Consider the following 11,798-nt stretch of genomic DNA (forward strand, 5'->3'; position numbering starts at 1 on the left):
GCGTTGTCACCACCATGCAACGCTTCGGAACCCTCTCCTTCGGCCACTACGGCCCCCTCGGCGGTGGTCGCGAGCTCACGGCCGGCGACATGCTGCATCAGGCGATCGACCTTGCACAGGGTCTGGATGACCTGGGCGTCAACGGCGTCGCGGTGCGAGTGCACCACTTCGCGCGTCAGCAGGCGGCCCCCATGCCGGTTCTCGCGGCGATGGCCGCAAAGACGAAGCGGATCGAAGTGGGTACGGGCGTCATCGACATGCGGTATGAGAACCCGCTGTACCTAGCCGAAGAGGCCGCCGCCGTCGATCTGATCTCCGACGGCCGACTGGCGCTCGGCGTCAGCCGTGGTTCACCCGAGACGGTCGTGCGCGGCTACGAGAAGTTCGGTTACACCGCCGAAGACCCCCGCGGCGCCGATCTTGCCCGCGACCACTTCGACCTCTTCCTGCGCGCGATCGACGGTGAGGGCCTCGCCGAGCGCGACGCGAACTCCCCGTTCGGCGGCGGCAACGGACTGCAGCGCATCGAGCCGCACTCCCCCGGCCTGCGCTCGCGCGTCTGGTGGGGCGCCGGTTCGCGTGACACCGCCGAGTGGGCGGGGAGGACCGGCCTCAACCTGATGTCGTCCACCCTCGTCACCGAGGCGGACGGACGACCGTTCGACATCCTGCAGGCTGAGCAGATCGACCGTTTCCGTGCGGCGTGGACCGAAGCCGGTCACCCCGGCACGCCCCGCGTCTCGGTCAGCCGCTCGGTCTTCCCGATCACGACCGCCGAGGACGAGCTCTACTTCGGTCACAGCCAGGATGGCGACGGCATCGGCTACATCGACGGTTTCCGCTCGACCTTCGGCAAGACGTACGCCGCTGCGCCCGACGTTCTCGTGGAGCAGCTGATGCAGGATGCCGCGGTCATGTCGGCCGACACCCTCATGCTGACGATCCCTTCGCAGCTGGGTGTTGCCTTCAACCTGCGCCTCATGGAGTCGTTCGCGAAGTACGTCGCGCCGGCCCTCGGCTGGCAGTCCACCCTGGCATCCGCGTAAGCCTGATCCGGTCGACGACGTTCGCTCGACCAGACGCGGTTGGCCGCACCGGATTCGGACCACGGATGCCGTGGCATCCGAATCCGGTGCGCCGGTCCGAATCCGCTGCGCGAGGCCGCGCGCGTCTGCGTCTTGCGCCGCCGGGCGTGATGGCAGACTCTGGTGATCATGAGCCGCGTCCGCCTCGATCTGAACATCTCCCTCGACGGCTTCGCAACGACGACCGATCAGACGCCGGAACACCCTTTCGGCCACGACTGGGGTCGGCTCACCCGCGACTACACGGCGACCCGCACCTTCCGCGAACGTGTGCTGCACGACACCACCGGGGCCGGCACCACCGGCGTCGACGACGTCTACGCGACCCGCTACTTCGCAGACCTCGGCGCCGAGATCATGGGCGCGGGAATGTTCGGGCTGCACGATCACGGCAACGACCCCGACTGGCGCGGCTGGTGGGGCGAGGAGCCGCCGTTCCACGTTCCGGTATTCGTGCTCACGCACACCCCGCGCGCCTCGATCGAGATGGCGGGCGGCACGAGCTTCCACTTCATCGAGGCGACGCCGCACGACGCGCTCGCACGCGCGCTGGCCGTCGCCGCCGGCGGCGACATCCGGATCGGCGGCGGCGGTTCGACGGCGCGTTCGTTCCTCGACGCCGGGCTCGTCGATGAGCTCCACGTCGCGGTCGTGCCCATCATCCTGGGCCGCGGCATCCGGCTGTGGGACGACCTCCGCGGTCTCGAGAGCGGCTATCGGGTGACGTCGGAGGCGGCAGAGAGCGGCGTGACGCACATCACGTTCAGCCGCCCCGCGGAGTGAGGCGCCCCCGCGCACGCGCCCACCGACGACGAAGGCGACCGCCGCATCCCCCCAGATCGGCGATCGCCTTCATCGACAGCTGGCCAGCTTCGGGTGCCGACTCGCTTACGGAAAACGCTACGCGGTCGGACCGTCGAGACACAGTGAATGCAGCCAATCTTGCGCCATCCTCAACATTCAGACGCATGCAACCACTCAACGGCCGCGGGCAGCGCCCCGAAAGGCTCGGAATTTGCGCAAATCTTGAGGAGCGGAGTCTTGACTGCTGGACAACAACTCGCTACACAGCAATCAGCCGGCACCGGAAACCGACAGCCCGAGCACGGGATAGAGCACGGTGAAACCCGCCACCAAGCCGAGCTTGAGCGCGTCGCCGGTGTGCCCGACGCCCGGGATGTCGTAGCGCGTCACCGTCATTCCCACCTTCCGCGCCGCCGCCGCCACACCGTCGGCATGCGCGATGTAGGCCGCGTCATTCGCTCCGGCGGTGAACACGGCCGTCATCCCGGCGTAGGTGCCCGCCGGGGCCGCCGCCAGGATGTTGACCGGCTTCGACGCTTCGAACGCAGCACTGTCGCCACCGAAGACGGTCTTCGTGATGTTCGCGACCTGCTCCGAGCCAGGGAACGGCTCGCCCGACACGTCCAGGATGTTCTTCCAGATTCCGGGGTAATCCGCACCGAACGACAGCGCACATCCTCCCCCGTTGGAGTATCCCGCGATGGTCCAGTAGGCGGGATCGCGGACGATGTTCAGGTGCGCCGTCGCCCAGGCCACCACATCCTGCGTGATGTACGTCCGAGCGCGGCCGTAGGCCGCCGAATCGGCGCACGCGGTGTCGCTGATGTCGGCGCCCACCTGGTCTGCGACGATCACGATCGGCGCCAACCCGTGGTTGCGGGCGGCGAAAGCGTCCAGCACGTCGCTGATCGCCGTGGGGTCGGGATTTCCAGGGTGCCCCATCATCATGACCACGAGCGGCAGCGCCGGCGCGTTCGCGACCAGGGCCGCGGGAGGCAGGTAGATACCCGCGGGCCGGGCGCGGAAGCCGGATGCCGTCGCGGGAATGTCCTGCGTACCCCGGCTTCCCTTTTCGGGCATGCCCGCGGGCGGCACGAAGGACTGAGAAAGAGGAACCGCCGGCGCCGCCCCGTCGGTCGGAGGTGCGGCGGGCAGGTCGATGGCGGCGTAGGTGGGAACCCCGAGCAGGGTACCGAGCGTGGGATTGAGGCCGAACGCCGCGTTGACACCGATGATCGCGGCGAGGAGGACGCTGACCACCGCGAGAGCAGACACCACCCGACGCCACACGCGCGCGCCGACCATGCCGCCGCACGCGAAACCGGCTGCCGCGAGGCCGGGCGCTGCCCACAGCACGACGAAACCGGGGAGCGGGGCACTGCCGAACAGGTGAGCGTTGTCGACGAACGCGACCGCCGCGACGGCGAGCCCGGCACCCACGATCGCCCCGACGACAGCCCACAGCAGAGGCCGGCGTCGCCATCGACGCACCAGCACGATCACGAACAGCGCAACGGCGATCGCATATGCGACGATCGGCACCGCGCCATCAATGATCGGCAATTGCCAGATCTGCATGCACCAACTCTATGGGCGAGCACCTTGGGCGGCGCTGAGCGAGCCCGACCACACCTCCGTCACGTCTTCCGCAGGGCCGGAAGAAACCACCGCCTTCCGGAGGTGGCGCCGAGGGCGTTCACCGTGAATAATATGAGGTATGACCACAGGTCGCCCGGTTGGGTACAGCGCCATTTCCAGCTACTCACGTGTCGAGATCCTGCACCTCGTGCAGGAGCATCCCCGGCGGACGATCACGGAGATCGTCGACGCGACGGGACTGCACCCCAATACGGTGCGTGAGCACCTGCAGCGTCTGATCGACGAGGGCTACGTGGTCTCGGCCGCCGAGCACCGCACCACCCGCGGGCGGCCCCGCGTTCTGTACAGCGCCGCCGACGGCGTGCGCTCCTCCAGCCCGATCCAGCGCCGCAAGGTGCGTGCTGCCGCGGAGCGGGGTGACCTCATGCGGCGCGTGCTGCCCGGCGCTGCACCCGAACTCGACACCGACGCGCTGCACCAGGTCGACGCGCTCGTCGAAGATCTCATCGATGCCGGCTTCGACCCACTGGTCGACGAGCGCGAGCTCACGGTGGATCTCACCCCCTGCGCCCACGCATCGTCGCAGGCCGAGCACCGCGATGTGCTCTGCCAGGTACACCTCGGTCTCATGCAGAGCGTGCTCGCCGCCGCCGGGGGCCCCCTCACGGTCGACGCGATGCGCCCGTCCTGCGACCCGCGCGAGTGCGTCGTCCAGTTGATGTTCGCGCGGGCCACAGCCTGATCAGGCGGCCTTTTCTTTTTCACGGCTCGGACCCCCCGTCACTGGGAAGAACCTGAGTACCTTCAGTCTCGAAGAAGACTCCCGCCCTCGGAAGGATGACGATGGACTTCCTGGATCCGCTGCTGCTCGCCCGCTGGCAGTTCGGCCTCACCACCCTGTACCACTTCATCTTCGTGCCGCTCACGCTCGGCATGTCGCTGTTCGTCGCCATCTTCCAGACCATGTGGCACCGCACGGCCGACGTGAAGTGGCTGCACCTGACGCGCTTCTTCGGGAAGATCTTCCTGATCAACTTCGCGATGGGCATCGTGACCGGCATCGTGCAGGAGTTCCAGTTCGGCATGAACTGGTCGAGCTACTCCCGGTTCGTCGGCGATGTGTTCGGCGCCCCGCTGGCCTTCGAGGGCCTCATGGCGTTCTTCTTCGAGGCAACCTTCATCGGCCTGTGGATCTTCGGCTGGAACAAGCTGCCGCGGCGCATCCACCTGCTCACCATCTGGATGACGGTGGTGGGAACGTGGCTCTCCGCGTACTTCATCCTCGCCGCGAACGCGTTCATGCAGAACCCCAAGGGCTACCAGATGTCCGCCGAGGGCCATCGCGCCGAGATGGCCGACTTCTGGCAGGTGCTCACCAACCCGGTCGCGCTGACGCAGCTGCCCCACACGCTGTCGTCCGCGATCATGTTCGCCGCGGGCGTCGTGATCGCGGCATCCGCGTGGCACCTCGCCCGCAAGCAGAACATCGACATGATGCGCCCCGCGCTGAAGTTCGGCCTCTGGGCGATGATCATCGGCTTCGTGGCCGTCTTCCTCTCGGGCGACCAGCTGGGCCTGGTGATGGTGCAGACGCAGCCGATGAAGATGGCCGCGGCGGAGGCGATGTTCAACTCTGCATGCGGAACGAACGCGTCGTTCTCGATCTTCTCCATCGGCACGCCCGACGGCACCGGTGAGGTGTGGTCGCTGCGGGTGCCGTACGTGCTCGCGTTCCTCTCGACACACGACTTCAACGGCTGCGTCGAGGGCATCAACGACCTCAATCAGCTGTACACGACGCAGATGTTCCCGCAGTTCGCCGACCAGGTGAACGGCAACTTCGCGCCGATCCTCTGGATCACTTACTGGGCGTTCCGCTGGATGATGGGCTTCGGTCTCCTGTCTACCGCCATCGCCGCTGCCGGCCTCTGGGTCACGCGCAAGAAGGCCAAGCGTCCCGTCGCCGGCTGGATGTGGAAGCTCGCGATCTGGCAGGCACCGCTGGCTCTGCTCGGCATCCTCGTCGGGTGGATCTTCACCGAGATGGGCCGTCAGCCCTGGATCGTGTTCGGCTTGATGCTCACCCAGGACGGCGTCTCGCCCAACGTTCCCGGATGGACCGTGCTGATCTCGCTCATCGCCTTCACCGCGATCTACGCGATCCTCGCCGTCGTGGAGTTCGGTCTGATCTTCAAGACCGTCAAGGAAGGCCCCCAACCGCTGCCCGGACCCGGAGACCCCGACCCGTCGGACGTCCCGGTCGATGAGACCCCGTCCACGGTCTACTAGGAGCTGACATGGACCTCGCATACCTCTGGTTCTTCATCGTCGGAGTGCTGTTCGTCGGCTACTTCGTGCTCGACGGCTTCGACTTCGGAGTCGGCATGTCGCTGCCCTTCCTCGGCAAGGACGAGGTGTCGCGCCGCCAGGTGATCAACACCATCGGGCCGGTGTGGGACCTCAACGAGACCTGGGTGATCGTCGCCGGCGCGTGCCTGTTCGCCGCGTTCCCGGAGTGGTACGCGACGCTTTTCAGTGGCTTCTACCTGCCCCTGCTGCTCATCCTGCTGGCCCTCATCGCCCGCGGCGTCTCGTTCGAGTACCGCCACCAGCGCGACGACCTGCGCTGGAAGCGCCGCTTCGACTGGATGATCACGATCGGCTCCGCCGTGCCGGCGCTGCTGTGGGGCGTCGCGGTGGGCAACATCGTGCAGGGCGTGCCGATCGATGCCGACAAGAACTTCACCGGCAGCCTCTTCACCCTGCTCAACCCCTACGGGTTGTGGGTCGGCGTGACCACCCTGCTGCTGTTCTTCCTGCACGGCGTCTACTTCGTCGGGCTGAAGACAGACGGCCCGGTGCACCACGATGCACAGGCGCTGGGCAAGAAGCTCGCGATCCCGACGGTCGTCTTCGCCGCCGGCACCGTGGTCTGGACGATCTTCCTGGCCGCGGGACGCGAAGCCCCGCTGCTGTGGGCGGTCATCGCGTGCGGCGTGATCGCCGCCGTCGCGCTGCTGATCTCGGTCGCCGCGAACTGGGCCGACCGCGACGGACGGGCATTCGCGGCCGGTGCGATCACGATCGTGTTCGCGGTGCTGACCCTGTGGCTGGCGCTCTTCCCGTACGTCATGCCCTCGAGCACGGACGATGCGTTCAGCCTCACGATCTCCAACGCGTCGAGCACGCCGCTGACGCTGCAGATCATGTCGTGGGCTGCGCTCATCTTCCTGCCGCTGGTGCTGGCCTACCAGGCCTGGACCTACTGGATCTTCCGCAAGCGCATCACGCGCTCCACGATCGAGAAGGCAGAGCTGACCGGAGCGCACTGACGCTCCCCCGCCGGCCCCGGCACTCGCCCGACGGGTGAGGACCGGGGCCGACGTATGTTTATGAGGCAGGATCGAAGGATGGCGACGGTGACCGAACAGCAGCGCACGCGTGTGCGCCCGGTCGACCCGCGACTGATTCGCTACGCGTCGGCATCCCGCGCCTTCTTCGTCGCGATCGCCGTGATCGGCGCGGCGCAGACCGCCGTGATCGTCGCCTTCGCGTGGCTGCTCACGCACGCCGTCACCAGGGCGATCGAGGGGATGCCGTGGGCCGAGCTCATCGCGATCCTCACCGCTCTCGCGGGCGTCATCGCCCTGCGTGCTGTCCTCCTCTGGGCGCGCGAGGTGCTGTCGGCACGCGCCGCCGCTCGCGTGCAGGCACAACTGCGGGCGCAGCTGGTGGATGCCGTCGGCATCCTGGGCCCGGGCTGGCTCGCCCGCCGCAACACGGCACAACTGGCCGTGACCGCGGGCCGCGGGCTCGAAGCGCTCGACGCGTACTTCGCGCGGTACCTGCCGCAGCTGGTGCTGACGGTCATCACGACCCCGGTGCTGCTGGCGGTCATGTGGTGGCAGGACTGGATCTCCGGGCTCACCGTGCTGCTCACCCTCCCGCTCATCCCGCTGTTCATGGTGCTGATCGGTCTGGCGACCCGCACCGTGCAGCAGAAGCAGTGGCAGACCCTGGGGCGACTCGCCGCGCGCTTCGCCGACACCGTGCAGGGACTGTCGACTCTGAAGGTCTTCGGTCGCCAGCATCGCGCGGTGCGATCGATCGAGAAGGTCACCGACACCTACCGCGGCGAGACGATGCGCGTGCTGCGTGTCTCGTTCCTCTCCGGTTTCGCCCTCGAGCTGCTGGCCTCCATCTCGGTGGCGATCGTCGCGGTCTCGATCGGCTTCCGTTTGCTCGACGGGTCGCTGACGCTCGTCGTCGGGCTGTTCGTGCTGCTGCTCGCACCGGAGGCGTACCTACCACTGCGCCAAGTGGGCGTGCAGTTCCACGCTGCTGCGGAAGGCGTCGCCGCCACGGAGGACATCTTCGCCGTGCTCGATGAGGCGCGCGCCACCTCGACGACACCGTCCGCGGAGCCGACGGCCTCGCCGCGGGCGGTCGGCGGGCTTCTCGACGTGCGCGACCTTCGCGTGCGCCGCGGCGAGCTGACCCTGCCTGCGGTGAGTTTCACCGCCGCGCCCGGCACCGTCACCCTCATCGAAGGCCCCAGCGGCGCCGGCAAGTCGAGCGTTCTCGCGGCGCTGCGCGACGCGGCACCGTTCGCGGGTGAGGCCGAGATCGACGGCGTTCCTGTGACGACCCTCTCCCCCGCCGCGTGGCTCGCCTGGGCCGGCCAGAACCCCGGCCTCATCGCGGGCACCATCGCCGACAACGTCGCGCTCGGCGACGAGGACGACCCGGCGGATGCCGGGGGCTCCCCGTCACGCGCGGAGCTCATGGCCCACGCGCTGCGCATCGCTCAGGCCGACGAACTCGACCCGGCACTCGAACTCGGCGTCCAGGGCGCCGGGCTGTCTGGTGGTCAGGCGCAGCGGGTGGCCGTCGCCCGGGCGGTCTTCCGTCATCTGCGCGGTCGCGCGCCGGTGATCGCGCTCGACGAGCCGAGCTCCGCGCTGGATGCGGAGACCGAGGCGGCGCTCTGGGGTGGGGTGCGGGACCTCGCGGATGCCGGGGCCACCGTGGTTCTCATCTCGCACCGGCGTAGCGCCCGCACCATCGCGGATCAGATCGTCGCGCTGGGCGCAGCACCCGCGGCACCGCGCGCGACGCCGGAGGCGATCGCATGACGCACGCGAACGATGTCCTTCGCCGGGCCATGCCGCCGTGGCGGCGGTTCTGGCCGGGCGCGGCATCCGGATTCCTCTCCGAAGCATCCGCGGTCGCCCTGCTGGCGTGCAGCGCCTGGCTCATCGTGCGGGCCAGCGAACAGCCGGCCGTGATGTACCTGTCGGCGGCCGTCGTGGGCGTGCGCGCGTTCGCCCTCAGCCGTGCCGCGTTCCGCTACACCGAACGTCTCACCAGCCACGATGCCGCCCTCCGGCAGCTCGCCGTCACGCGCACCGACCTCGTCCGCCGGCTGATCCCGCTCGCGCCCGACGGCCTCACGCGCACGCGGCGCGGGTCGGTGCTGGGCGCTCTCGTCGACGATGTCGACGAACTGCAGAACCTGCCGCTGCGCGTCGTTCTGCCGCTCGTCTCGTCGGCGACGGTGGCCATCGGCGCCGTGGCGCTCGTCGCGGCGGTGTGGTGGCCCGCAGCGCTCACGCTCCTCGCCTGTCTCGTGGTCGCGGCGGTCGTCGCGGGAGGATGGGGCTGGGCGGCGGGCTCACGCGCGGAGCGGTCGATCGCTCCGCTGCGCGCGCGCCTCGCCGACGCCGTACTCGATCACCTCGCCAGCCTCGATGTGCTCACCGCCTACGGCGCCGCCGCGCGCAGCGCCGAGCGCATCACCGCCGCCGACGCCGAACTGCGCCGAGCCGTGACCCGCCGCGCCGGCGCGCAGGCCGGAACGACCGCGCTCGTGTCGGTTCTCGCCGGAGCGGCATCGCTGCTGGCCGTGCTGAGCGCCGTCCCCGCCGTCGGCGACGGCACGATCACCGGTCCGGCGTTCGCGGTCGCCGTGCTCGTGCCGATGGCGGTGTTCGAGGTCTTCGCGGCCGTTCCCGCCGCGGCTTCCTCGTGGCGACAGGTGCGCGCGGCGGCCGAACGCATCGCCCGAGCCGTGCCCGACAGCGTGCCCGCCGGTGTGCCGACAGATGCCATCGCCCCGACCGGCACCCCGCCCGACCTCGGCACAGGACTCGAACTGCACGGCGTCGACGCGCGCTGGCCGGGCGCCGACGACGATGCGCTGCACGGACTGGATCTGGCCGTCGCCCCCGGCGAGCGCGTGCTCGTGGTGGGATCGAGCGGGGCGGGCAAGACGACGGTCGCCCACGTGCTGGTGCGCTTCCTCGACATCGCCGCCGGCAGCTACACGATCGGTGGCGTCGACGTGCGAGAGCTCAACCCCGACGACGTCCGCGAGACGGTCGGGCTCTGTGAGCAGCAGCCGATGCTGTTCGACGAGGACATCCGTCAGAACCTCCTCTTCGCGCACGACACCGCCACCGATGCCGAGCTGGAGGCCGTGCTGCAGCGCGTCGGTCTCGGCGACTGGCTGCGCGAGCGCGGCGGACTCGACGCGCGCGTGGGTGAGCGCGGCGCCCTCGTGTCGGGCGGACAGGCGCAGCGCATCGCTCTGGCCCGTGCCCTGCTGCATGGATTCCCCGTGCTGGTGCTCGACGAGCCGACCGCCGGTGTCGACGTCGATGCGTCCGATGCACTGCTGACCGACCTGTTGTCTGCGGTCGGATCCGACCGCGCGGTCATCTTGATCTCGCACGTCGAGGTGCCCGACGGCCTGGTCGATCGCACCGTCCGCCTGGCCGGTGGCCGTATCGACGCCTGACGGCGAGCGGCTGCTAGCCGCCGATAGCGTTCATTCCGCGCACCGGCTGCAGGAACGACGGGTCGTCGATGGCGTGCCCGGGCAGTTTTCCCGCGACGCACGCGTGCAGCCGCGCCGCGATCGGCTCCGAGCCCGGCTCTTCCGAGCGCAGCAGCGGCAGCAGGTCGTACTCATCGTTGGAGAAGAGACAGTTGCGCAGCTGTCCGTCGGCGGTCAGACGCAGACGGTCACAGGCTCCGCAGAACGGCGCGGTGACCGAGGCGATGACGCCCACCGCTGCAGGGCCGCCATCGAGCAGGAACCGTTCTGCCGGCGCGCCGCCGCGACCCGGGATCGGCTCCAGGCTCCACCGGGTCGCCAGCGCCGCGAGGATCTCGTCGCGCGTGACCATGCGGGCGCGATCCCAGGTGTGACCAGCATCCAACGGCATCTGCTCGATGAAGCGCATCTCGGCGTCGTGATCGAGCGCAAAGGCGACGAGGTCGACGAGCTCGTCCTCGTTGACGCCACGCATGGCAACGGCGTTGAGCTTGAGGGGACGAAGTCCCGACGCCGCGGCGGCGGCGATGCCCGCGCGCACGTCATCGAGCCGGTCGCGCCGGGTGAGTTCGCGGAAGCGGTCACGGTCGAGGGTGTCGATCGAGATGTTCAGGCGGTGCAGCCCAGCGGCGACCAGGTCCGGGAGCACCTCGCCCAGCCGGATGCCGTTGGTGGTCAGCGCGACCTCGACCGGCCCGGACGGCGACTCGAGGGCGGCGAGACGTCGGACGACGTCGACGATGTCGGCGCGCAACAAGGGTTCGCCGCCGGTGAGGCGGAATGTCGTGATCCCGGATGCCGCGGCCACCTGCGCCACCCGCACGATCTCGTCCGTGGAGAGGATGCTGGTGCGAGCGAGCCACTCATTGCCCTGCTCGGGCATGCAGTACGTGCAGCGCAGCGAGCAGCGGTCGGTGAGCGAGATGCGCAGGTCGCGATGCACCCGGCCGAAGCGGTCGACGAGCGGTTGGCCGAGGGCCGGAGCAGTCGGGTCCTCCGCCGACAGACTGCGCCCTGTGCGCAGAGTGAGGGGAACGGCGACCATGGTCCGAGGCTACCCGGCTCACGGCGGGGGTCGGCCGTGAGCACCGTGGGTAGTGACGACGGGACGGCAGAAGGTCTTGCAAGATTCGAAGCTATGTTCTATATGAGGAGCAAGAAGTCCCGCGAGTGCCCGCCTCGGAGCGGGTCCTGTCCACCGGCATCTGCGCCGGTTCAGGGTGATCGATGCACGCGTTGGTGGAGACCGGACTGAGGGATTCGCTGTGGCCGGCGTGGGACAGTGTCGTGACTCGGCTGCGTGCAGCGCGGCGGCGGATTGCGGCGGCCTACGCCGATGAGGCAGCGATCCTCGCCGAAGCGGTTGATCTGGTGGTGCTACGCGACCACCCACCCGCGACCGTCAGATTCGTGGCCGCTCCGCCCGAGCGCGCGGAAGGACACCCACCGTTCTGAGACGGCAGACGCGTAGA

The 11,798-nt window shown here is 69.2% G+C and carries 10 protein-coding genes; 8 read left to right on the forward strand and 2 right to left on the reverse strand.

Going from position 1 to position 11,798, the window contains the following annotated elements; genetic code table 11:
- Positions 1-14 precede the first annotated feature (14 nt).
- Together ITJ43_RS12850 and ITJ43_RS12855 are read left to right on the forward strand one after the other, a co-directional pair.
- A complete protein-coding gene (locus ITJ43_RS12850) occupies positions 15-1,046 on the forward strand; it encodes an LLM class flavin-dependent oxidoreductase (protein ID WP_194584241.1) in 1,032 nt (343 codons plus the stop codon).
- A 168-nt stretch (positions 1,047-1,214) separates the two neighbouring features.
- Positions 1,215-1,868 carry a dihydrofolate reductase family protein gene (locus tag ITJ43_RS12855; RefSeq protein ID WP_194584242.1) on the forward strand — a complete coding sequence of 218 codons (654 nt, stop codon included), beginning with the start codon at positions 1,215-1,217 and terminating at the stop codon, positions 1,866-1,868.
- Between the two features lie 291 nt (positions 1,869-2,159).
- Here the strand turns inward: ITJ43_RS12855 and ITJ43_RS12860 are convergent, their stop codons facing one another.
- Positions 2,160-3,467: an alpha/beta hydrolase gene (locus tag ITJ43_RS12860; RefSeq protein ID WP_194584243.1), complete on the reverse strand. Its 1,308-nt coding sequence runs from the start codon at positions 3,465-3,467 to the stop codon at positions 2,160-2,162.
- A gap of 139 nt (positions 3,468-3,606) precedes the next feature.
- Between ITJ43_RS12860 and ITJ43_RS12865 the strand changes: the two genes are divergently transcribed.
- The 5 genes from ITJ43_RS12865 (at position 3,607) to cydC (ending at position 10,287) form a co-directional block, all read left to right on the forward strand.
- A complete protein-coding gene (locus ITJ43_RS12865) occupies positions 3,607-4,230 on the forward strand; it encodes a helix-turn-helix transcriptional regulator (protein WP_194584244.1) in 624 nt (207 codons plus the stop codon).
- A 101-nt stretch (positions 4,231-4,331) separates the two neighbouring features.
- Positions 4,332-5,777 carry a cytochrome ubiquinol oxidase subunit I gene (locus tag ITJ43_RS12870; RefSeq protein WP_194584245.1) on the forward strand — a complete coding sequence of 482 codons (1,446 nt, stop codon included), beginning with the start codon at positions 4,332-4,334 and terminating at the stop codon, positions 5,775-5,777.
- 8 nt (positions 5,778-5,785) lie between these two features.
- Positions 5,786-6,820, forward strand: a complete 1,035-nt coding sequence (gene cydB, locus ITJ43_RS12875; RefSeq protein ID WP_194584246.1) for a cytochrome d ubiquinol oxidase subunit II — start codon at positions 5,786-5,788, stop codon at positions 6,818-6,820.
- Between the two features lie 78 nt (positions 6,821-6,898).
- Positions 6,899-8,623 carry a thiol reductant ABC exporter subunit CydD gene (gene cydD, locus ITJ43_RS12880; RefSeq protein WP_194584247.1) on the forward strand — a complete coding sequence of 575 codons (1,725 nt, stop codon included), beginning with the start codon at positions 6,899-6,901 and terminating at the stop codon, positions 8,621-8,623.
- Complete coding sequence (gene cydC / locus ITJ43_RS12885) at positions 8,620-10,287, forward strand: thiol reductant ABC exporter subunit CydC (RefSeq protein WP_194584248.1); 1,668 nt, start codon at positions 8,620-8,622, stop codon at positions 10,285-10,287. Before cydD ends, cydC begins: the two co-directional genes overlap by 4 nt.
- 13 nt (positions 10,288-10,300) lie before the next feature.
- On the opposite strand, the gene moaA is transcribed toward cydC, so the two are convergent.
- Positions 10,301-11,371 carry a GTP 3',8-cyclase MoaA gene (moaA, locus tag ITJ43_RS12890; RefSeq protein ID WP_194584249.1) on the reverse strand — a complete coding sequence of 357 codons (1,071 nt, stop codon included), beginning with the start codon at positions 11,369-11,371 and terminating at the stop codon, positions 10,301-10,303.
- Between the two features lie 182 nt (positions 11,372-11,553).
- On the opposite strand from moaA, the gene ITJ43_RS12895 reads away from it, so the two are divergent.
- Positions 11,554-11,781, forward strand: a complete 228-nt coding sequence (locus tag ITJ43_RS12895; RefSeq protein ID WP_194584250.1) for a hypothetical protein — start codon at positions 11,554-11,556, stop codon at positions 11,779-11,781.
- Positions 11,782-11,798: the final 17 nt, after the last annotated feature.

Origin of the sequence: Microbacterium sp. VKM Ac-2870 (genome assembly GCF_015350795.1) — a bacterium.
Classification (GTDB): domain Bacteria; phylum Actinomycetota; class Actinomycetes; order Actinomycetales; family Microbacteriaceae; genus Microbacterium.

Excerpts from the sequence above, each read along its gene's own strand:
- ITJ43_RS12850 (WP_194584241.1), top strand. The coding sequence starts at position 15 with ATGCAACGCTTCGGAACCCTCTCCTTCGGCCACTACGGCCCCCTCGGC.
- ITJ43_RS12855 (WP_194584242.1), top strand. The coding sequence starts at position 1,215 with ATGAGCCGCGTCCGCCTCGATCTGAACATCTCCCTCGACGGCTTCGCA.
- ITJ43_RS12860 (WP_194584243.1), bottom strand. The coding sequence starts at position 3,467 with ATGCAGATCTGGCAATTGCCGATCATTGATGGCGCGGTGCCGATCGTC.
- ITJ43_RS12865 (WP_194584244.1), top strand. The coding sequence starts at position 3,607 with ATGACCACAGGTCGCCCGGTTGGGTACAGCGCCATTTCCAGCTACTCA.
- ITJ43_RS12870 (WP_194584245.1), top strand. The coding sequence starts at position 4,332 with ATGGACTTCCTGGATCCGCTGCTGCTCGCCCGCTGGCAGTTCGGCCTC.
- cydB (WP_194584246.1), top strand. The coding sequence starts at position 5,786 with ATGGACCTCGCATACCTCTGGTTCTTCATCGTCGGAGTGCTGTTCGTC.
- cydD (WP_194584247.1), top strand. The coding sequence starts at position 6,899 with ATGGCGACGGTGACCGAACAGCAGCGCACGCGTGTGCGCCCGGTCGAC.
- cydC (WP_194584248.1), top strand. The coding sequence starts at position 8,620 with ATGACGCACGCGAACGATGTCCTTCGCCGGGCCATGCCGCCGTGGCGG.
- moaA (WP_194584249.1), bottom strand. The coding sequence starts at position 11,371 with ATGGTCGCCGTTCCCCTCACTCTGCGCACAGGGCGCAGTCTGTCGGCG.
- ITJ43_RS12895 (WP_194584250.1), top strand. The coding sequence starts at position 11,554 with ATGCACGCGTTGGTGGAGACCGGACTGAGGGATTCGCTGTGGCCGGCG.